The sequence below is a fragment of the Mesorhizobium sp. B2-4-6 genome (assembly GCF_006442775.1).
Classification (GTDB): Bacteria; Pseudomonadota; Alphaproteobacteria; order Rhizobiales; family Rhizobiaceae; genus Mesorhizobium.
In genome coordinates this window covers 1-21,656 of sequence record NZ_VFVI01000011.1, presented here as the reverse complement: position 1 = coordinate 21,656, position 21,656 = coordinate 1, and the positions used below count along the sequence as shown (strand labels likewise).

Annotated in this window: 18 protein-coding genes; 15 read left to right on the top strand and 3 right to left on the bottom strand. The window is 64.1% G+C overall.

Going from position 1 to position 21,656, the window contains the following annotated elements; translation table 11 throughout:
- The first annotated feature begins 3 nt into the window (after positions 1-3).
- Positions 4-1,152, top strand: coding sequence for an efflux RND transporter periplasmic adaptor subunit (locus tag FJ957_RS23735; protein WP_140835257.1), 1,149 nt, complete (start codon positions 4-6; stop codon positions 1,150-1,152).
- Between the two features lie 185 nt (positions 1,153-1,337).
- Positions 1,338-1,706: a hypothetical protein gene (locus tag FJ957_RS23730; protein ID WP_140835256.1), complete on the top strand. Its 369-nt coding sequence runs from the start codon at positions 1,338-1,340 to the stop codon at positions 1,704-1,706.
- Here the strand turns inward: FJ957_RS23730 and FJ957_RS23725 are convergent.
- Entirely contained in the window at positions 1,703-2,647 is a 945-nt protein-coding gene (locus FJ957_RS23725) for a LysR substrate-binding domain-containing protein (protein WP_140835255.1), read from the bottom strand. The genes FJ957_RS23730 and FJ957_RS23725 overlap by 4 nt on opposite strands.
- Before the next feature lie 99 nt (positions 2,648-2,746).
- On the opposite strand from FJ957_RS23725, the gene FJ957_RS23720 reads away from it, so the two are divergent.
- The 9 genes from FJ957_RS23720 to FJ957_RS23680 all read left to right on the top strand — a co-directional run bounded on the left by FJ957_RS23720 (position 2,747) and on the right by FJ957_RS23680 (position 14,885).
- Positions 2,747-3,538, top strand: coding sequence for a 2OG-Fe(II) oxygenase (locus tag FJ957_RS23720; RefSeq protein ID WP_246674123.1), 792 nt, complete (start codon positions 2,747-2,749; stop codon positions 3,536-3,538).
- Positions 3,539-3,635: 97 nt separating this feature from the next.
- Positions 3,636-4,325: a GntR family transcriptional regulator gene (locus FJ957_RS23715; RefSeq protein ID WP_140835254.1), complete on the top strand. Its 690-nt coding sequence runs from the start codon at positions 3,636-3,638 to the stop codon at positions 4,323-4,325.
- A 26-nt stretch (positions 4,326-4,351) separates the two neighbouring features.
- On the top strand, positions 4,352-5,455 hold the full coding sequence (locus tag FJ957_RS23710) for a mandelate racemase/muconate lactonizing enzyme family protein (RefSeq protein ID WP_140835253.1): 1,104 nt from the start codon (positions 4,352-4,354) through the stop codon (positions 5,453-5,455).
- Between the two features lies 1 nt (position 5,456).
- On the top strand, positions 5,457-6,641 hold the full coding sequence (locus tag FJ957_RS23705) for a mandelate racemase/muconate lactonizing enzyme family protein (RefSeq protein WP_140835252.1): 1,185 nt from the start codon (positions 5,457-5,459) through the stop codon (positions 6,639-6,641).
- 237 nt (positions 6,642-6,878) lie between these two features.
- On the top strand, positions 6,879-8,540 hold the full coding sequence (locus tag FJ957_RS23700) for an ABC transporter substrate-binding protein (RefSeq protein ID WP_140835251.1): 1,662 nt from the start codon (positions 6,879-6,881) through the stop codon (positions 8,538-8,540).
- Between the two features lie 120 nt (positions 8,541-8,660).
- Positions 8,661-11,015 (top strand): molybdopterin guanine dinucleotide-containing S/N-oxide reductase, encoded by a 2,355-nt coding sequence (locus FJ957_RS23695; protein WP_140835250.1) that lies wholly within the window; start codon positions 8,661-8,663, stop codon positions 11,013-11,015.
- Between the two features lie 12 nt (positions 11,016-11,027).
- Positions 11,028-11,981, top strand: a complete 954-nt coding sequence (locus FJ957_RS23690; protein ID WP_140835249.1) for an ABC transporter permease — start codon at positions 11,028-11,030, stop codon at positions 11,979-11,981.
- The gene (locus tag FJ957_RS23685) at positions 11,978-12,859 is read left to right on the top strand and encodes an ABC transporter permease (protein WP_140835248.1); all 882 of its coding nucleotides are present in this window, start codon (positions 11,978-11,980) and stop codon (positions 12,857-12,859) included. Before FJ957_RS23690 ends, FJ957_RS23685 begins: the two co-directional genes overlap by 4 nt.
- Positions 12,852-14,885: an ABC transporter ATP-binding protein gene (locus FJ957_RS23680; RefSeq protein ID WP_140835247.1), complete on the top strand. Its 2,034-nt coding sequence runs from the start codon at positions 12,852-12,854 to the stop codon at positions 14,883-14,885. Before FJ957_RS23685 ends, FJ957_RS23680 begins: the two co-directional genes overlap by 8 nt.
- Here FJ957_RS23680 and FJ957_RS23675 read toward each other — a convergent pair whose 3' ends face one another.
- Entirely contained in the window at positions 14,886-15,794 is a 909-nt protein-coding gene (locus FJ957_RS23675; RefSeq protein ID WP_140835246.1) for a LysR family transcriptional regulator, read from the bottom strand.
- A gap of 127 nt (positions 15,795-15,921) precedes the next feature.
- Between FJ957_RS23675 and FJ957_RS23670 the strand changes: the two genes are divergently transcribed.
- The 3 genes from FJ957_RS23670 to FJ957_RS23660 all read left to right on the top strand — a co-directional run bounded on the left by FJ957_RS23670 (position 15,922) and on the right by FJ957_RS23660 (position 19,179).
- Positions 15,922-17,580, top strand: a complete 1,659-nt coding sequence (locus FJ957_RS23670; RefSeq protein WP_140835245.1) for an ABC transporter substrate-binding protein — start codon at positions 15,922-15,924, stop codon at positions 17,578-17,580.
- Positions 17,581-17,582: 2 nt separating this feature from the next.
- A complete protein-coding gene (locus tag FJ957_RS23665; protein WP_140835417.1) occupies positions 17,583-18,473 on the top strand; it encodes a DUF427 domain-containing protein in 891 nt (296 codons plus the stop codon).
- 124 nt (positions 18,474-18,597) lie between these two features.
- The gene (locus FJ957_RS23660; protein WP_140835244.1) at positions 18,598-19,179 is read left to right on the top strand and encodes a hypothetical protein; all 582 of its coding nucleotides are present in this window, start codon (positions 18,598-18,600) and stop codon (positions 19,177-19,179) included.
- A 35-nt stretch (positions 19,180-19,214) separates the two neighbouring features.
- Here the strand turns inward: FJ957_RS23660 and FJ957_RS23655 are convergent, their stop codons facing one another.
- Positions 19,215-20,573 (bottom strand): NAD(P)/FAD-dependent oxidoreductase, encoded by a 1,359-nt coding sequence (locus FJ957_RS23655; RefSeq protein ID WP_140835243.1) that lies wholly within the window; start codon positions 20,571-20,573, stop codon positions 19,215-19,217.
- A 259-nt stretch (positions 20,574-20,832) separates the two neighbouring features.
- Between FJ957_RS23655 and FJ957_RS23650 the strand changes: the two genes are divergently transcribed.
- A complete protein-coding gene (locus FJ957_RS23650) occupies positions 20,833-21,555 on the top strand; it encodes an XRE family transcriptional regulator (RefSeq protein ID WP_140835242.1) in 723 nt (240 codons plus the stop codon).
- Positions 21,556-21,656 lie beyond the last annotated feature (101 nt).

Genomic DNA, 21,656 nt, shown 5'->3' with positions numbered 1-21,656 from the left:
AAAATGCGTAGATGGAAAATCGCTTTGGGGACGGCCGTCGCGTTGGGCGCGATCTCGGTGGCAAGTGTCCACCTGCTCGACATGGGCAATCTCAGCGGAGGCACGGCGGGCGCCGCGCCCGCGCCGGCAGCCTTCGTCATGCCGGTGCCGGTGGTGAATGTCGTCAAAAAGACGCTGCCGATCTATCTCGACTACGCCGCGCGGGTCGAGTCGATCCGCAGCATCACGCTGCAGGCGCGCGTGCCGGGCTATCTGCAGGAGCAGACCGCGGCCGACGGCGGCGACGTCAAGCAGGGCGATATGCTCTACCGCATCGCGCCCGATGACTATCAGGCCGCGCTGGACCAGGCGAAGGCGCAGGTGCAGCGCGATACCGCAACGCTCGACTATGCAAAATCCAATCTCGGCCGCGGCACCGATCTTGCCAAGGCCGGTTACCTCGACAAGGACAGTTTCGACCAGCGCACCAGCAATCTGCGCACGGCGCAAGCCGCCCTTGCCGTCGACCAGGCGGCGGTGCGCACGGCCGAGCTCAATCTCGGCTATGCCGAGATCAAGGCGCCGTTCTCGGGACGCATCGGCCGCAACCAGGCTTCGGTCGGCACGCTGGTCAGCGTCGCCGGCACGGTGCTCAACACGCTGGTGCAGCTCGACCCGATCTATGTGACCTTCAATCCGAGCGAGAGCGACCTCGTCCAGATCGAGCAGGCGAAGGCCGCCGGTCCGATCGCCGTCGACGTGCTCCTGCCTGGCGAGACCCAGCCGAGCCAGAAGGGCGAGCTCACCTTCATCGACAACACGATCGACCACTCGACCGGCACGATCACGGCGCGCGCCACGATCGGCAACGCCAAGTTCACGCTGCTGCCGGGACAGTATGTGCGGGTGCGGCTGCATGTGAAGGAGCAGCCCAACACGCTGATGGTGCCGCAGGTGGCGCTGGGTTCCAGCCAGCTCGGCAAGTATCTCTATGTCATCGGCAAGGGCAACACTGTCGACCAGAAGCTGGTGTCGCTTGGGCCCACCGATGGCGACCTGATTTCCGTGACCTCCGGCATCTCCGAGACCGATCAGGTGATCACGGGCAATCTGCAGAAAATCGGACCCGGAATGCCGGTTTCTCCCTTGCCGCAACCGAAACCGGCCAGCTGATAACCCCCATCAGTTTCCGGTCCGACGGCGCCCTCGACACCCACGTCGAGGGCGCCGTTTTTGTTGAGTGGCAGTGAGTTCGCAATACCCAGCCTGGCAATAGCACCACTAGCTTGCGCGGTATTCATAGCGATAGGATCGTCGGGACAATACGTCAGCACAGGCACCGTGGCGGAAGACATCTCATGACAGTAAGCACCATGGCTTTGTACATCGATTGCACCGGCCTAACTGTCTATATGACACGCGATGCTTTGCAAAAGTTGGCCGCTGAGTTGTCAAGGATAAGCGAGGCGCCACCTCAAGAATTTTTTGAGATACATGTGCGCAGCGCATTTTCGCACTTCGATGAGAATGACAATCATTCGAGCCCTGCGTTTAAGTCTCGTAACGGCTTGGCTGCCTTGATTGAAGCAATGCATGCCGCTGTCATCAAAGATGCAATCCAAAGAGGCGAAGAATCGGCTGATGCCCTGCCGTCTCCCTTCGAGCTGACTTTCATGCATGTCAGTCCAGAAGTAGTCGAGAAAGTAGCAACACAGCCTGATGACTAGGCGGTTGCCGATCGAAGCACACCGGCAAAGGCGGGAGGGTACGGTGATGTTTTGCCAAGCAGTTCGACTAGTCCCGCAACATCCGCGCGCTCGGCCTTGGCCGGCAGCATAAAGGCGCAATAAGGCTGGCCCAGGCGGACGGACACTGAAGACAGGGCGATCAATCGGCCCGCCTCAAGATCGGCATTCGCCATCACCCTTTGTCCCAGGGCTATCCCCAGCCCCAGCCGCGCGGCGCCGATCGCCAGGCTGGACAGACCGACGCGGCGGCCATGGGACGGGTCCGGCGCGCGGCTGCCGCCGGCGGCCGTGAACCAGTCCGCCCAACTCGGGTGCGAGGCATAGTTCGGTCCCCAATTGGTGTGGATGAAGTGGCTCTCGTGCACGTCCGCCAAGCTGGCGGCCCCGTTGCCGTGACGCTGCCAGAACTCGGGCGACGCGACCGGCAGGACCTCGTCATGAACGAGCCGGATCATTTTCAGCGCCGGATAGTGATAATCGCCATAGGAGATGCGCAGGTCGATGTTCTGGCGCACCACGTCGACGGGATCGTCCTCGACCCGCACATCGATCGGCATCCGCGGAAAACTGCCGAGCAGCACGCCAAGCCTCGGCGCCAGCCATAGCTCGGCAAGCGAGAACGGCACGCTCACCACGAGGCGCGTGCGCAAACCGCCTTCCAGCATGCGCCGGCCCACCGCCGCGATCTCGCCCAACGCATGCGCCGTCTGCGGATAGATGGCGTGGCCGGCATCGGTCAGCGCGATACGATTGCCGTTGCGCATAAAGAGCTGCTTGCCGAACCAGTCTTCCAGGTTGCGGATCTGCTGGCTGACCGCGGCCGACGAGACGCCGAGCTCGCTTGCTGCGAGCGTGAAGCTGCCGGCACGGGCCGCGACCTCGAAAGTCCTCATCGCATTCAATGGCGGAAGCTTGTCCACGTTTCCCTCGAAAGTTTCTCTTGAGAAAGCCTAACAATTTTCCGCGTTGCGGCAAAGATTTCCTTGCCGTGTAGTAGGCCTCAGATTTCGGAGGACGCTATGATCGAAAACATTCTCGACTTGGACCGCTACCCGCTGAATCGCGAAGGCAGCGCCGAATGGCAGCGGCTGGTGGACGAGTCCAAGGCCGCGCTGGCGGCTAACGGCATGTTCAACCTGGAAGGTTTTCTGCGCCCGGGCATTGCCGAAAAGGCGGTCGCAGAGATCCGGCCGGTGATGGACACGCACTCGCATGTCCACAAGCGCATGCACAATATCTATTTCAAGCCGTCGATCCCGGAGCTTTCGCCGGACCATCCGGCGCTGCGCAAGGTCGAGACGATCAGCCATACGGTCTGCGCCGACCAGATCCCGGGCAGCACCGTCCTTTCAATCTACGAATACGCGCCGCTGGCGCGGTTCCTGGCGGCAACGATGGACAAGCCGCAGTTGCATGTCATGCAGGATCCTCTGGCCCGCGCCAACGTCATGGGCTACCGCGCCGGCGAAGCGCTCAACTGGCATTTCGACCGCTCGGAATTCACCACGACGTTGTTGCTGCAAGCCCCGGAGGTCGGCGGCGACTTCGAATACCGCACCGACCTGCGCTCGGACGACAACCCGAACTATGACGGCGTGGCCAAGCTGCTCGAGGGACGCGATCCCGATGCCAAGATCCTGCGCATCAATGCCGGCACGCTCAACGTCTTCCGCGGCAAGAACACCGCGCACCGCGTGACCACCGTCGAGGGCGATCGCGAGCGCATGATCGCGGTGTTTTCCTACTACGAACGTCCTGGCGTCATGTTCACCGAAGAGGAGCGGATCGGCTTCTACGGGCGAGCGGCTTGATGCTGCCGGTTCAAAATCCGGAATTCGTGGAAATCGGCTCTTGTTAGATTGTCGACAATCTGCTTGTCTTGCAGAAATTCCTCTCGGGAGTCGACACATGGCAAAGTCGGATTTCAGTCCGATCGCGGATACGACGCGCAGGGCGGAGATCGTCGCCCTGCTGAGACGCGCCATCCTGACCGGTCAGCTGGAACCGGGACAAAAGCTCAACGAGCTCAGGATTTCCGAACAGATGCGGGTGAGCCGCGCGCCGTTGCGCGAGGCGATGCGCGAGCTGGTGCAGGAGGGCATCCTGACCAGCATCCCCTATGCCGGAACCTTCGTCATCGAGGTCACCGCCAAGGATATCGTCGACGCCTATTCCCTGAACCAGGTGCTGGACGAGTTCGCCATCGAGAAGACCTGGCCGCAGCGCGACCAGCGCTTCTTCGACGAGCTCGACCGCCGCCATGAAGCGGTGAAGCAGGCGACGCGGGCGAAGGACACCACGCGCCAGATCGAGACGGCGCTGCAACTGCACGGGCTGATCTACGAATGGGCCGACAATTCGGTGCTGCTGGAGACCTGGCAGCGGCTGACCAGCCGGCTGCGGATGTATTTCGCCCTGCACCAGCGCGCCCGCAACGAGCCGGTGCCGGCCGAGGATGTGCACGAAACCTATGTCGCCCTGCTCAAGGGCTCGGACATGCGCGCCGCCCAGCGCCATGCGCGCGAGCATATCGGCCTCGATTTCGAGGAACTTCTTGCCTATGCGCGCGGCCTCGAAAAGCGCGCATCGAAGAACTGAAAGACGTGCGGACAACGGATACAAACGTGAAAATCAAGAGCATCAAAGCCTATCATGTCGTCCAGCCCTTCGTGGACGGTCCCTACCGCATGTCCAAGGGGCGGGTCGCCGACTGCTTCGACGCGGTGATCGTCGCCATCACATCGGACAGCGGCGTGACCGGATGGGGCGAGATGGCGCCGCTCGGCAATTTCTATTCGGCCGCGTTTCCGGCGGGAACACGCGCGGGCGTGCCGGAGATCGCGCCGCATCTGATCGGCCAGGATCCGCGCGGGTTTGCCGGCATCGGCCGGCTGATGGACACGGTGTTCAAGGGCCATCCCTACATCAAGTCCGCGCTGGACATGGCGTGCTGGGATCTCTCCGCCCGCGCGGCCGCCGTGCCGCTGGTGACGATGCTCGGCGGGCGCGAGAGCGACATGGCGGAGACCTACCGGGTCGTCACCCACGGCACGCTCGACCAGATGGCGACTTTGGCCAAGCGGATCATCGCCGAAGGGTGTCGGCGCCTGCAGGTCAAGGTCGGCGGCAATGTGCGCGACGACATCGAGCGAGTGAGCGCGGTCGCCTCGGCGGTGCCGAAAGGCACAGTGATCTTCTGCGACGCCAATGCCGGCTGGACGCCTTACCAGGCGCGGCAGTTCGCCGACGCGACGCGCGGCATCGATTACACGTTCGAGCAGCCCTGCACGACCATCGAGGAGAACATGTCGGTGCGCCGCATGCTCGACAAGCCGATGGTGCTTGACGAATCCGTCACTTCGCTGGGCGAGATGCTGGATATCCACCGCAGGGGTGCTGCCGACGGTTTGACGCTGAAGATTTCGCGCTTGGGCGGCGTGACGCAGACAAGGCTGATCCGCGACGTCGCCGTCGATCTCGGCTTCATGATCACGGTCGAGGATACGGGCGGCGCCGAGATCGACACCGCGGCCATGGCGCATCTGTCGCTGTCGACGCCGCAAGAGCGCCGGCTGCACGCCATCGCATTTCACGAATGGGTGACGGTGCGCACGGCCACCAACGCGCCGCCGGTGACCGGCAGCCATATGGGCATTCCCGATGGCCCCGGCCTTGGCATCGACGTGGACCCGGGCCTGCTCGGCAAACCCTTCTTCGAGATCGGCTGAAATGAAGATCAGGGGCGTCAAGGCAACACCGATCAATTACAGGCTGGAGGCCCCTTATGTCTGGGTCTTCGGCGAGCTCGACGGCTTCTCGCCGACCATCGTCGAGGTCGAGACCGCGGACGGGCTTGTCGGCATCGGCGAGGCGCCGACGCCAGGCGCGGCCGCCATCATCAACGACGTGCTGGCGCCGAGGCTTGCCGGGCGTGACGCCTTCGACATCGCCGGAGCGGAGGAAGTCTGCCTGCCCTTCTGGAGCGGCGTGCAGTCGATCAACGACCGCACCCGCATCATGGCTTTCGGCGCCATCGAGATGGCGCTGTGGGACCTGCGCGGCAAAGCATGGAAGCAGCCGCTCTACCAGCTGCTCGGCGGCGCGGTGCGCAAGGAAATTCCCTTCACCGACTATTTCTCTCTGCGCGGCGACGGAGCCACGGTCAAAGGCGAGAGGACGCCGGAAGAAGTCGCCGACTACTGCGTCGAACTCAACGAGCGCCACGGCACGACCTTCTTCGAGGGCAAGTTCTCGACGCACGATCCGAAAGTTTCGCTGAAGATGGTCGATCTGATCCGCGAGAAGCTTGGCGACGATGCGATGATCCGCATCGATTCCAACCAGGCCTATTCGCTGGCGACCGCCAGGCAATTGGCGCGGCCGCTGGAAGAGCTCGGCGTGCGCAACTGGGAGGATCCGGTGGCGACCATCGAGGAGATGCGCGAGCTTCGCCGCCACACCTCGATCCCGTTTTCGACCCACAACATCGACATTGCCCGCGCCATGGAGCTGAAGGTTCCGGACGCCATCGTCGGCAACCCGACGGCGCATGGCGGCATCAACCGGATGCTGCGCTTCGTCGGCGCCTGCGAGCACGCCGGCATCGATTACTGGTGCTACAGCGGCGACACCGGCATCGGCAGCGCCTGCTACATGCATCTGTGCGCCGCACTCGGCTGGATCAGGGAGCCCAACCAGTCGCTGTTTCGCATGCAGCCGATGGACATCATCGAGGAAGGCCCGTTCGCGCCGAAAAACAACGTCGTACGGGTGCCTGAAGGCCACGGCCTCGGGGTCACCCTGTCGCGGGAAAGGCTTGCCGCCTGCCATCGCGACTTCGTCGAAAACGGCCCCTGCAACAAATATCACGACCCGGAAAAGCCCGGGACCTACCGCAGATTGCCGCTGAATTAGGAGGATGTCGAAAAGCAAACAGGACTTATCGGGAATAAGGCGACCATGGGCCGCCTGGCCGACAGACAATCCATCAAGAAAATCTGACTTTTCCGTCCCAAGGAGCGGATGGACCGGTCGGAACCGCATGCTACTGTACATCGACCGATACTGAGCGCCTGGACCGGAGAACTCCACGGAACTCGTCTACCGGAATGCACCCGCCAACCACAACAACTGGGGAAAGGGCTTAGACCCATGAGCAAGAACTATCGCATTCTCGATCTCATCCGGCGCAGCCGGACGCCACTCGAAAACCACCTCATCGACGGCCTGATCGACGGCCGTATCAGCCGTCGCGAATTCGTGCGCCACGGCAGCCTGCTCGGCCTGTCGCTGCCGCTGCTCGGCCGCATCGGCATGGCCGCCGGCTTCGGTGCAGCACCCTCGCTCGCTCGCGCCGGCGCGCCCGGCGCCACCATCCGCGTCGGCAGCAGCGTGCCGGCAGCGGCGATCGACCCGGTCACCATCGCCGACGCCGGTGGCCTGCTCGTCATGCAACAGGTCGCGGAATTCCTCTGCGTCGACGGTCCGGACCTCGTTCTGAAGCCGGCGCTGGCCGAAAGCTGGTCGCCGAACACCGACGGCACGGTGTGGACCTTCAAACTGCGCAAGGGCGTGAAATTCCACTCGGGCGGCGAGATGAAGGCCGACGACGTGGTGGCCAGCATCGACCGGCTCGCCGATCCGGCAAACTCGTCCAACGCGCTGTCGGTATTCACCGGCATCCTGCAGAAGGGCGCTTCGAAGAAGGTCGATGACTACACCGTCGAATTCCACCTCGATGCGCCGAACGGCAACTTTCCCTACATGCTGTCGTCCGACAACTACAACGCCGTCATCATCCCGGCGAGCTACAAGGGCGGCTACGAACAGAGCTTCGACGGCACCGGGCCGTTCAAGCTCGAAAAATATACGCCCAAGGTCGGCGCCTCCTTCGTGCGCAACGACGATTACTGGGGCGAAAAGGCTCTGCCGGACCGCACCGAATTCACCTTCTTCACCGACATCCAGCCGCAGATCCTGGCGCTGCAGGGCGGCCAGATCGACATCATCAACCAGATGCCGGTGCTGGCGGGCGTCGCCGTGCTCAACGACCCCAATGTCGACATCGTCAGCCTGAAGTCGTCCGCGCATCAGCAGCTGCATATGCATTGCGACGAAGGCCCGACGAAAGATGCCCGCGTGCGCCGCGCCATCGCGCTCTGCCTCGACCGCGAGAAACTCGCCGCCGGCCTGATGAAGGGACGCTCGGCGCTCGGCAACGACAGCCCGTTCGCCGCCGTCTACCCCTCGACCGACACCAGCGTGCCGCAGCGCAAGCAGGATATCGCCCAGGCCAAGCAGCTGATGGAAGCGGCCGGCGTCGGCCAGGGCTTCAAGATGACGCTCACCACCGAGCGCTATCTGGAGATCCCTGAATACGCCCAGCTCATCCAGAACTGGGTCAAGGAAATCGGCATCGAGCTCGAGCTCAATATCCTCGACCAGAGCGCCTATTATGGCGATGCCGTGTTCGGCAAATCGAACTGGCTGGATTCGGCGATGGGCATCACCGACTACGGCCACCGCGGCGTGCCCAACGTCTATCTGGCGGCGCCTTTGAAGAGCGACGGCACCTGGAATGCCGCCCACTTCAAGAACAAGGACTACGACCAGATGGCGGCGAGCTATATCGCGGCCCTCGACCTCGAAGCGCAGAAGGCCACGGCCAGCAAGATCCAGAAGCTGCTGCTCGAGGAAACGCCGGTCATCTTCGGCTATTTCTACGACTACCTGACGGCGACGGCGAAGGGCGTGGCGGGCGTGCAGCCCACCGCCATGTCGCAGCTGTTTCTCGAGAAGGCGTCGAAAGGCTGAGCATGAGGCAAGCATAGATCCCGCACCGCCAGCCTCGAAGGGGGCTGGCGATTCGCGGCCGGTCGGAGCAGGGTGACAAGGCGCCCTGCCCTCAACCGTCGCGGCGGGATGATGCGTCCCATGGGAACCGCAACCCTGCTCACCACCATGCATTGGGGGACGTACGAGGTCCGCGCCGAGAACGGCCGGCTCGTCGGCGTCGAGCCGTGGAGCGGCGATCCCGACCCGTCGCCGATCGGCCGGTCGCTGCTCGGCACGGTGCAAGGCGAGCTGCGCGTCGCCCGCCCGGCCGTCAGGCGCGGCTGGCTGGAGGGAGACAGGTCCAGCCCGGCAAGCAGGCGCGGCGACGAGCCCTTCGTCGAAGTGTCCTGGGAGATCGCGCTGGATATCGTGGCGGCTGAGCTGGAGCGCGTTCGCTCGACGCATGGCAACAGCGCGATCTATGCGGGCTCGTATGGATGGGCGAGCGCCGGACGCTTCCACCATGCGCAGGGCCAGGTCCATCGCTTCCTCAACACGATCGGCGGCTATACCGGCTCGGTGCTGAGCTATTCCTATGGCGCGGCCGAGATCATCCTGCCGCATGTGCTGGGCAGCACCGATGCGCTGACCGGCAACCACACCACCTGGGACGGGATCGAACGGCACGCCAAGCTTATTGTCGCCTTCGGCGGGCTGCCATGGCGCAACGCGCAGGTGCAAGGCGGCGGCTCGGCGCGGCACGAGGCGTCGGCGGCTTTGCGCAACGCCGTCGCCAATGGCGCACGGTTGATCAATGTCTCGCCGGTGCGCGACGACGCGCCGCGCGGCGTCGACACCGAATGGTTGCCGCTCAAGCCGAACAGCGACACCGCCGTGATGCTGGCGCTCTGCCATGTGCTGATCCGCAAGGGCCTTCACGACGAGGCGTTCCTCGCACGCTATTGCACCGGCTTCGACATCGTGCGCGCCTATCTCATGGGCGACAGCGACGGCCAGCCGAAGAATCCGGAATGGGCGGCGAAACTCAGCGGCGTCGACGCGGCAACGATCGATGCACTGGCCCAGCAGATGGCCGCCAAGCGCACCATGCTGATGGTCAGTTGGTCGCTGCAGCGCGCCGACCATGGCGAGCAGCCCTACTGGGCGGCGATCACGCTGGCCGCGTTGCTCGGCCAGATCGGGCTGCCGGGCGGCGGCATCGGCTTCGGCTATTCCTCCACCAACGGCGCCGGCAGGCCGGAGATGGGATTCCGCTGGCCTTCGGTGCCGCAGGGCAGGAACGCGGTGGCGCACTTCATCCCTGTCGCGCGCGTGGCCGACATGCTGTTCAATCCAGGCGGATCGTTCGACTTCAACGGCGCTGCGCTGACCTATCCCGACATCAGGCTCGTCTACTGGGCCGGCGGCAATCCGTTCCATCACCATCAGGATCTCAACCGTCTGGTCGAGGCCTGGCAGCGGCCTGAAACGGTGATCGTCAACGAGCAATTCTGGACGGCGACGGCGCGTCACGCCGACATCGTGCTGCCGGTGACGACAGCGCTGGAACGCAACGACCTCGGCTTCTCGAACCGTGAAAACCTGATCGTCGCCATGAAGCAGGCGATCGAGCCGTTCGAAGAGGCGCGCGACGATTTTGCCATCTTCGCCGAGCTGGCAGTGCGGCTCGGCACGAGCGATGCCTTCACCGAAGGGCGCGGCGCCGACGAATGGATCCGGCATCTCTACGGCCAGGCGGTGGAGAATGCCGGCGCGGCCGGCGTGGAGATGCCGCCGTTCGACCGGTTCTGGCAAGACGGCCATGCCGAGCTTGCGCGCTCGGTGACGTCGCAGACCTTCCTTGGCGCCTTCCGGGCCGATCCGGAGCGGCATCCCTTGGCGACGCCGTCCGGGCGAATCGAGTTGTTCTCTGCAACGGTCGAGTCGTTCGGCTATGACGACTGCCCCGGCCACGCCGTATGGCGCGAGCCGCGGGAGTGGCTGGGCAATGCCGGCCTGGCGGAGAATTTTCCGCTGCATCTGTTGTCGCCGCAGCCGGCCGACAAGCTGCACAGCCAGTACGACCATGGGTCGGTCAGCCGGGCGGCCAAGGTCGCGGGCCGCGCGCCGCTGCTGATCAATCGCGAGGACGCGACGGCACGCGGCATCGTGGACGGCGCGGCGGTCAAGGTTTTCAATGATCGCGGATCATGCCTCGCCGGCGCCGTGCTGACCGACAGCCTGATCCCCGGCGTCGTGCAGCTGCCGACCGGCGCCTGGTTCGATCCGGCCCGGCCGGGCGAGCCGGAGGGCCTCGAAAAGCACGGCAATCCGAATGTGCTGACGCCCGATCGCGGCACGTCGCGGCTTGCGCAGTCGCCGACCTGCAATTCGACGCTGGTTCAGGTGTCCCGGTTTACGGGGCCTGTTCCGCCCGTGACAGCCTTCGATCCGCCTGCCACTATGAGCTTGTCCGATGCGTCCGGCTTGGCTGGGCGCAAAGGTCCTTCGTAAGGAGACGCTGCCATTCTAGCTTTCCTCGTCCGGCGCCTGGCATTGTCGCTCGTCACGCTGTTCCTGCTCAGCGTCATGGTGTTCCTCGGCGGCCAGGTACTGCCCGGCAATGTCGGGCGGGCCATTCTGGGGCCATTCGCCGACCAGCGCGCGGTGGATGCGCTGAACCATTCGCTCGGCGTCGACCGGCCGCTGCTCGTCCAATATGGCAGCTGGATCTGGAATTTTCTCCACGGCGACATGGGAACCTCCTATGTCTTCCGCGCGCCGGTGGCGCCGTTCGTCATCGATGCCTTGGGCAATTCGATGAAGCTGGCGTTGGTCGCCTTCGTGCTGGTGGTGCCGATCGGCATCCTGGGCGGGGTGATCGCCGCGCTCAATTTCAACCGGCCGCTCGACCGCATCATCAGCCTCGGCGGCCTGTCGGTCACGGTGCTGCCCGAGTTCGTCACCGGCATCATCCTGATCCTAATCTTCGGCGTGTGGCTGCGCTGGCTGCCGATCGCCGCCGCCTGGCCGAAGGGCGCCGGCGTCCTCACCCAGCTCTATTATCTCATCCTGCCCTCGCTGCCGCTTTTCCTGGTGCTGTTCGGCTATATCGCGCGCATGGCGCGCTCCGGCATGATCGAGGCGCTCGATTCCGACTATACGCGCACCGCCGTGCTGAAGGGCCTGCCCTGGCGAACGGTGATCTGGCGCCATGTGCTGCGCAACGCGCTGTTGCCGACCATCACCGTGATCGCCACCCAGACCGGCTATCTCATCGGCGGCCTGGTCGTGATCGAGACGCTGTTCCGCTACCAGGGCATCGGCTCGCTGATCTTCACCGCCGCGCGCGGCAAGGACTTTCCGATGCTGGAGGCCGGTATCCTCACCATCGGCATCGTCTATGCGGTGGCGACCTTGATCGCCGACTTCCTCTATTCCGTGCTCAATCCGCGTATCCGGCTGGGAGCAGAGCAATGAGCGCGACAGACACCCCCGCCAGCCTGCCGGCGCCCGATACCGCACAGCGCAGCCCCTGGGGCGAAGTGCTGCATTCGCTCTCCAGGTCCGGCACGTTCCTCACCGGGCTTTTCATCCTGTTGTTCTGGGTCGTCTGCGCGCTGTTCGGCCAGCACTTCGTCCCCTACGACCCGCTGGCAAGCGACATCATCAACGCCCTTACGCCGCCGGCGGCCGATCACTGGTTCGGCACCGACCAGCTCGGCCGCGACGTGTTCTCGCGCGTCATCGTCGGCTCGCGCGACATCCTGACCGTGGCGCCGCTGGCCACCATCCTTGCGACCATCGCCGGCACGGCGCTCGGCCTCGTCATCGGCTATTTCCGCGGCATCGTCGACGACATCGTCAGCCGCGTGCTGGAAGCCTTCATGGCGATCCCGGTGGTCATCATCGCGCTGCTCGCCATCGTCGCCCTCGGCACGTCCAAGATCACCGTCATCGTCGTCATCGGCTTGAGCTTCGCGCCGATCATCGCGCGCACCGTGCGCTCGGCGGTGCTGGCCGAACGCGAACTCGACTATGTGGCCGCTGCGAAGCTGCGCCACGAAGGCGCGCTGCACACGATGTTCGTCGAGATCCTGCCCAACGTCATCCCGCCGATCCTGGTCGAGACGACGGTGCGGCTGGGCTACGCCATCTTCGCGGTGGCCACGCTCTCCTTCATGGGCTTCGGCATCCAGCCGCCCTCGCCCGACTGGGGCCTGTCGATTTCCTCCAATTACGGCATGATCGGCGGCGGCTTCTGGTGGACGGTGCTGTTCGATGCCTTGGCCATCGCCTCGCTGGTGATCGGCGTCAACCTGGTGGCCGACGGCGTGCATGGAGCGTTCAATGACTGAGCCTAGCCAAGCCGCCAATGCGCTCGAGCTAAAGGACCTCTCGGTCGCCTATCGCGTCGGCCGCCGCAACCGGGCGGTGCTGCGCAACGTCAACCTGACCATCAGGGCCGGCGAAGCCTACGGGCTGGTCGGCGAATCCGGCTGCGGCAAATCCACCGTGGCGCTGTCGGTGGTGCGCTATCTGCCGCGCAACGGGTCGATCACAGGCGGTTCGATCGCGCTCGACGGCAAGGATGTCATGAAGCTCGACAGCGAAGCGCTCAGGCGGGCCCGCGCCGACAGCGTGTCGATGGTCTATCAGGACCCCGGCAAGGCGCTGAACCCGTCGCTGCGCATCGGCCGCCAACTGACCGAGATCTTCGAGCTGGCAGGCATCACCGGACAGGCAGCTGAAGACAAGGCGCTCGCCATGCTGAACCGGGTGCGCATATCCGATCCGGCGAGCGTCATGCAGCGCTATCCGCACCAGCTTTCCGGCGGCATGCAGCAGCGCGTGGCGATCGCCATGGCCTTGGCCAACGACCCCTCGATGCTGATCCTCGACGAGCCGACGACCGGCCTCGACGCCACGGTCGAAGCGGAAGTGCTCGACCTGATCGGGCAGTTGCGGCGCGAGCTGTCGGCCTCGATCCTGTTCATCAGCCACAACCTCGCCGTCGTCTCCAACATGTGCGACCGCGTCGGCGTGCTCTATGCCGGCATGCTGGTCGAGGAAGGCTCGACCAAGGACGTCTTCAACGATCCGCGCCATCCTTATACGGTCGCGCTGCTGCGCTGCCTGCCGCGCGGCGGCCAGCGCAAGGACCAGGGCCGGCTCGACACCATTCCGGGCTTCCTGCCCGGCATCGGCGCCACCATCACCGGCTGCGCCTTCGCCGATCGCTGCGCCTTGGCCACCGAACGCTGCCGCGCCGAGCCGCCGCCGCTCTACGAGCTCGGCGATGGCCGCCTGTCGCGCTGCCACTATTACGACAAGGCGCAGTCGCTGCCGCGCGCCACGCCCGCCGAGATCGCCGCCGTCCCGCCGAAGCAGGCGCCGCCGGTGCTGCAGGTCGAGGGGCTGAACAAGACCTATGCCAGCCACGGCCGCCCGCTGCGGGCGGTGAAGGACGTCTCGGTCAGCCTGAGGCCCGGCGAGACTCTTGGCCTGGTCGGCGAATCCGGCAGCGGCAAGACCACCTTCGCGCGGCTCCTGCTCGGCCTCGTCGCACCGGACGACGGCGGCTCGATCGAGCTCGAGGGCAAGCAGTTGGCGCCACGGCTCGCCAGCCGCTCGGAAGACCAGGTCAAGGCAGTGCAGATCGTCTTCCAGAATCCGGACTCGGCGCTCAACCGCTCGCATTCGATCCGGCATATCCTCAGCCGCGCCCTGAAGCGGCTGGGCGGGCTCAGCGGCAAGACGCTGGATACACGCCTGGAAGAACTCGTCCGCTCGGTGCGGCTCACCGACCGGCATCTCGCGGTCAAGCCGCGACAGCTGTCGGGCGGGCTGAAGCAGCGCGTGGCGATCGCGCGCGCCTTCGCCGGCGATCCGCGCATCGTCGTGTGCGACGAGCCGACCTCGGCGCTCGACGTCTCAGTGCAGGCGGCGATCCTCAACCTTCTGGCCGACCTGCAGTCGAGGCAGGATGTCAGCTATATCTTCATCTCGCACGACCTTGGCGTGGTGCGCTATCTCTCCGACAAGATCGCCGTGCTCTATCTTGGCCGCATCATGGAGTTCGGACCGTCTGAGGCGGTCTTTTCCGGCCCGCACCATCCCTACACCGAAGCGCTGCTGTCGGCGGTTCCAAAACTCGACCGCACCGAGAGTTCGCGCATCCGTCTCGACGGCGAGATACCAAGCGCCGCCAACCCGCCGAGCGGCTGCGTCTTCCACACGCGCTGCCCGCGCAAGATCGGCGCCATCTGCGAGACGCAGGAGCCGGAACTCACCGAGGCGCAGCCGGGACATACCATCCGATGCCATATCCCCTACGACGAATTGGCAAGGCTGCAAAAGCCGAAGGCCGTGGAGCCGGCGTGATCAGAATGCCGCCGCGCCTGCCATGCTGAAAGCGCGGTCGCTCTCCGCGAAAGCCTGATCGCCGGACAGATTCCTGGCGAGCGTACGCAGGCCTGTGAGCGCAACGTCGAGGGCATCGGAAGATACAGGGTTCTCCGGATAGGCAAGATAGATCGGGCGCTGGAATACCGGCGTATCCTCGACGCACTTCAGCTCGCCGCGCTCGATATGGGCGCTGACCGCGCTCAGCGGCAGATAGGCGGCCGCCTTCTGCGACAGGACGTGCTGCAAGCCGATGAACACCAGCCCGGCCGATATCGCCGGCTTCACCATTCCGGCAAAGGCCCGGTCGTGCTCGACGCGGAACTCCAGCCCCCAATCCATCAGTATGTAATTCTCGGTCCATGATCCGGGCTGTCCGACGTGCTGGACGAGAACCACCTGGTCGACGGCCAAGGTCTCATAGACGATGCCCGGATGCGGCTTCGGCAGATAGAGGATGCAGATGTCGAGCAAGCCCTCGGCGATCTGGTCGACCGCCAGATCCGGGAAACTGCCTTCCAGCCTGAGCGCCACATTCGGCCGCTTCGCCCGCATCCATTCGATCCAGGGCGAAGTGATGCTATCCCAGAGATAGGCGGGCGCGGTCAGTCTCAGCAGCGTTTCGTAACCATCGGGAACGGCGATGTCCTGGCGCGATTGCTCCCAGGTGCGGGTGATCGTCGAGGCATGCGGCAGGAATTGCCGGCCGGCCGGCGTCAGCGTGATGCCGTCACTATCGCGAACGAACAGCTTGCGCCCCAACTGTTCCTCGAGGCCGCGAATGCGCGCGCTGACGGTGGACTGGGCGAGGTTCAGCCGATGAGCGGCGACGGTAAAGCTGCCATGTGCCGCGACCTCAAGGAAACTGCGCAGAGTCTCGGTGTCCATGGTTCCTCGCCTTTCAGTGGATCCCATCGAAAATTCCGATGGCTTCAATCAAAAAATATCGCTTTCCGGTCGCGGTCAACAGTGGCCTAAATGCCAAAGCCCCCCGCGACAAACAAGGAATGCCGCCATGCCGAAGCATTTCAGGACGATCGACGCCGCTCGCAAAACCCTCGGCGCAATCGAAAATTCCGCTGTCGACGAATTGCTTGCCGGCAGGATCGGCCGGCGCGAATTCCTGCGCCATGGCAGCGTGCTCGGCCTGTCGCTGCCCTTCCTCGGCGGCATCGCCTCGGCGGCCGGCCTCGGCGCTCCGCAGGCGCGCGCCGAAGGCAAGCCCGGCGGCACGGTGCGCGCCGGCGTCGCCGTGCCGGGCGGTGCCATCGATCCCGTCACCTTCTATGACAGCGGCAGCTATCAGCTGGTTTTCCAGACTGCCGAGTTCCTCTGCGTGACGCAGCCGGACCTGACGCTGAAGCCGGTGCTGGCCGAAAGCTGGTCGCCCAACGCTGACGGCAGCGTGTGGACCTTCAAGCTGCGCAAGGGCGTGAGATTCCACAATGGCGAGAATTTCAAAGCCGACGACGTCGTGGCGACCTTCGATCGCCTTGCCGACCCGAACGGCACGTCCAACGCTCTCTCGGTGTTCAAGGGCCTGCTGTCGAAGGGCGGCACGCGCAAGGTCGACGACCACACCGTCGAATTCCATCTCGACGCGCCGAACGGCAGCTTCCCCTATTCGGTGTCGATCGACAATTACAACGCCGTCATCCTGCCGGCGAGCTACAAGGGCGACTACGAGAAGACCTTCGAAGGCACCGGTCCGTTCCGGCTCGAAAGCTACACGCCGAAGGTCGGCGCGAGCTTCGTGCGCAATCCCGACTATTGGGGCGAGAAGGCCTTGCCTGACCGGCTCGAGTTCAAATTCTACGGCGACGTGCAGCCTCGCATCCTGGCGCTGCAGGCGGGCGAGGTCGACGTTCTCGACGCGATCCCGCTCGATGTCAGCCAGGTGGTGCTGGGCAATCCCGACATCACCGTGCTGCGCGTCGCCTCGACCGCGCATCGCCAGTTCCATATGCGCTGCGACATGGCGCCCTTCACCGACAAGCGCGTGCGCCAGGCGCTGGCCTTGTGCATCGACCGCTCCCAACTGGTCGACGGTCTCTGCCGCGGCATGGCGGCGACCGGCAATGACAGCCCGCTCGCGCCGGCTTTCCCGGTCACCGACAAGTCGGTGGCGCAACGCACGCAGGACATCGCCAAGGCCAAGCAACTGATGGAAGCGGCGGGGCTCGCCAACGGCTTCGACATGACGCTGACGACGCTGCGCTATTCCGACATTCCCGGCTACGCGCAACTGTTCCAGAACTTCGCCAAGGAGATCGGCGCCCGCATCTCGCTCAACATCGAGGACCAGGACAAATATTACGGCAAGGCGGTGTTCGGTCAGTCGGACTGGCTGGACAGCCCGCTCGGCATCACCGACTACGCGCATCGCAGCGTGCCGAACGTCTTCCTCAAGAGCCCGTTGGTCAGCGATGGCCCGTGGAACGCGGCGCATTTCAAGAACGCGACCTATGACGGCATGGTCGCCAGCTATTTGAAGGCACTCGACCTCGACGCGCAGCGCAAGGCCGCTTCCGACATCCAGAAGCTGCTGCTCGACGAGACGCCGGTGATCTTCAGCTATTTCCCGGACCTCCTGGTGCCGGTGCGCAAGAATGTCAGCGGCCTGCCGCCGATCGCCGCCGGCCTGCTGCTCGATCGTGTATCGGTGGCGTCATGACCATGGTTGCGCGAAAGAACGCGGCCGCAGGCGACGAGAAGAGGACGACGACCATTCGCAAGCCCCATCTGCGCGGCCGCGGGCCGCATTTCCCGGTGCTCGACAACATCGTGCAGTACGAGTTCGAACCGGGCTATGTCGCCTTCACCATGCCCTCGCCCAAGCGGCTGCGCGTGCAGGTCGGGTCGATGATCGTCGCCGATACCACCAAGGCGCTGGTGTTCCAGGAGAGCGACCATCTGCCCGTATACTACTTCCCGATGAGCGACGTGCGGGAAGAGTTCCTGCTGCCGAGCCGGACGACGACCGAAGACCCGTTCAAGGGTGTCGCCACGCATTACTCGCTGAACACCGGCATCACGCTGGTCGAGGACGGCGCCTGGCGCTACCTCGACCCCGTCAAGGGCTGTCCGCCGATCGGCGACTACATCTCCTTCTATTGGCCGAAGATGACCCATTGGTATGAAGAGGACGAAGAGATCTTCGTGCACGCCCGCGATCCGTTCCGCCGCGTCGACTGCCTGCCTTCATCGCGGCGCGTGCAGGTGATCCTCGACGGCGAGCAGGTGGCCGATTCGCGGCGCGGCGTGTTCCTGTTCGAGACCGGACATCCGGTACGGCATTATCTGCCGATCTCGGACACGCGGCTCGATATGTTTTCGCCGAGCCGCTACATCTCGCGCTGCCCCTACAAGGGCATCTCCAATTATTACCATGTGACGACCCCGAAGAAGCGGCACGAGAACCTGGTCTGGTACTATCCAGAGCCGGTGCACGAAGCCGAGCGGATCAAGGGGCTGGTCTGCTTCCACCATGAACTGGCCGACAAGATCCTGGTCGACGGCGTGGAAATCCCGAAGGAAGCGACGGCGGCGTCGGACGGCTATTTTTGAAACTCCATGCTCGACCGGCCAGGTCCTGGCTCAGACTGAGTCAGGACCTGGCTCAGCCTGAGTTTCGCTTTTTGCGTCCGCTCCGCGGCGGTGCTATTTTGCGGCGCGCGGCGGACGTCTGCTTATGAGGAACGCATTCCATCATGCGGTTTGGCCCTGGCTTGTCGTCCTGGCGGCGACGCCGGTGCCAGCGTTTGCCGAAAATGCTCCCGGTCTCGAACTGAAGCTCGACATCGACCAGGATGGCAAGACCGACCGGGCGGTCGTGGTGCAGGAGGCCGGCGGTCCCGCCGATCTCTACATCTATCTGGGCGAGGAGAAGCCCGATCCCGCGCGCCAGCCGGATTTCGTCAGGAAAGGGCTGACAGACGACCGGGTCATCGGCCTCGAAAGCAAGGGCAAGGGATCGCTGGCAGTCACGTCATGCTTCGGCTGCGGCGCCGGCAAATCGACGGAAGAGACGCTGACGATCGTCAATCGCCGCGGCAAGTTTCTGGTCGGCGGCTATAGCCGCAACTGGGACTGGAACCAGCAGACGTCAGGCGGCGTCGAGACGACGCTTGGCGATTGCGACATCAACTATCTCACCGGCAGGGCCACCGCCTCCAAGGATCTGGAAGAGGGCAAACCGATCAAGGGCAAATTCAGGCCGGTGCCGTTGAAGGACTGGTCCGCCGTCAAGCGCCCCAAGGCCTGCGAGTTTTGAGGGCCACGGCGTCGTGGCGCTGCCGGCCCTCGCCTTTACTCCGCCGCCACGCCTTTCACCTCGAGATAGCTCTCCATGGAATCGTCCAGCGCCTGCAGCCAGGGCGTATGGTGGATCGGCGCCATGGTGCCGGTCATCAGCGAGCGATAGGCGTTGTCGCGGAAGGTCATGATGTTTTCCATCTTGTGGTGCTCCCACTCCATGAAGGTGCGGTTGACCGCCTCGACGTCGAAGCCCGGATAGTCGGTCTGGTCCATCAGCTCCTTGGTGTAGTCACCCTGGAACCAGATCATCTGCTCGGCGTCTTCCAGCGTCTCCTCGCGTGCGCGCCATTTGGCGCCGTGCTCGGCCATCGCCTGGGCCGACGGCAGCTTGATGCGGCCCATGATGACATCGCGCGCGAACCAGGCCTGCGCGTCGAACATGTTGAAGGTGTAGAACTGGTCCTGCATGCCGATGTAGAAAAGCTGCGGGTTCTTCTCCCAGACGACGCCTTCGTAGAGATCGAGCGGCCACATCCGGTTGGCGGTCTTGAGCTTCAGGTCGTCGGTGAGGAAAGGGAAGGAATGCAGATAGCCGGTGCACAGGATGATGGCATCGACGTCCTTGGTGGTGCCGTCCTTGAAATGCGCCGTCTTGCCGACGACTTTCTGTAAGAGCGGCACCTCCTTCCAGTTCTCCGGCCACTTGAAGCCCATCGGCTTCGAGCGATAGCTGGAGGTGATCGACTTGGCGCCGTATTTGTAGCATTGCGAGCCGATGTCCTCGGCCGAATAGGAGCGGCCGATGATCAGGATATCCTTGCCCTTGAATTCCATAGCGTCGCGGAAATCGTGGCTGTGCAGGATGCGGCCGTTGAATGTCGAAAAACCCTCGAAATAGGGCACGTTGGGCACGGAGAAATGCCCTGAGGCGACGACGACATTGTCGAACTCTTCGGAGTAGGTGACGTCGTTGCCGCGGTCATGCGCGGTGACGGTGAACTTTTTGGTCTCGTCCGAAAACGTCACCATGCGCACCGGGCTGTTGAAACGCACCCATTCGCGCAGGCCTGATTTCTCGACGCGGCCCTTGATATAATCCCACAGTACGGCGCGCGGCGGATAGGAGCCGATCGGCCTGCCGAAATGCTCTTCGAACGTGTAGTCGGCGAATTCGAGGCATTCCTTCGGGCCGTTCGACCAGAGATAGCGGTACATCGAGCCATGCACCGGATCGCCATGCTCGTCGAGGCCGGTGCGCCAGGTGTAATTCCACAGGCCGCCCCAGTCGCTCTGCTTTTCGAAACAGACGATTTCCGGGATCTCGGCGCCCTTGTCGGCTGCCGACTTGAAGGCCCTTAGCTGCGCCAGGCCCGACGGTCCGGCTCCGATGACGGCAACACGAGTTTTCATTGCGGGCCTCCTCTTTTTGATTTCCCCAGCGAAACAAATTTCACTCACAGTGACAGTAATTGGGCCTTCGGTGCTGTCAACAGACATCTGCGGCAACGGCGTTTGCGTGAACGGTTTTTGTGCGCAAAAGCCGTGGCATTCGCGTCGCAGCCATCGGTCCCCAGCGATACTTGTCGGCTTGCTGTCGCGGTTGCGCTCTTGTATCGCCACCGCATATGTTCACCTTGAGTGAAATAAATCCGCGAGAGTCGGGGGCGATATGGCGAACAAGAATTCCGGCACCAGGTCCACCGATGCGGCAGCGAAGGGCAACGCGCCGCCGAAGCGCGTTTCGGCGAACGGGCGCACGATCCGCACGCCATTGACGCAGAATCCTCACGCCATCCGCGACACGCGCGAGAAAGTGTTGGAAGTGGCGATCGGCCATGAGGTGCGCGCGTTCCGCAAGAAGCTCGGCATCACCGTCGCCGATCTCGCCACCGCCACCGACATTTCACTTGGCATGCTGTCGAAGATCGAGAACGGCATCACCTCGCCGTCGCTGACGACGCTGCAGGCGCTGTCACGGGCGCTGGGCGTTCCGGTGACCGCGTTCTTCCGCCGTTTCGAGGAAGAGCACAGCGCCGTTTTCGTCAAGGCCGGCCAGGGTGTCGACGTCGAGCGGCGCGGCACGCGCGCCGGCCACCAGTATAATCTGCTCGGACATATCGGCGCCAACACCAGCGGCGTCGTCGTCGAACCCTATCTCATCACGCTGACCGAGAATTCGGACGTGTTCCCGACCTTCCAGCATGCCGGCATGGAGTTCCTCTACATGCTCGAAGGCGAGGTCGTTTACCGGCACGGCAACAATCTCTATGCGATGAAGCCGGGCGACAGCCTGTTCTTCGACGCCGACGCCCCGCACGGACCGGAAGAGCTGACGCAACTGCCGATGCGCTATCTGTCGATTATCTGCTATCCGCAAAACAGCGCTGGGTGATTGGCTGATCCGGCCCTTACCGCGTTCGTCATTCCAGGGCGGAGCAAGGAGCGAAGCGACGCGCACAGACCCTGGAATCCTGTGTGTTGGTTCTGGTGTAT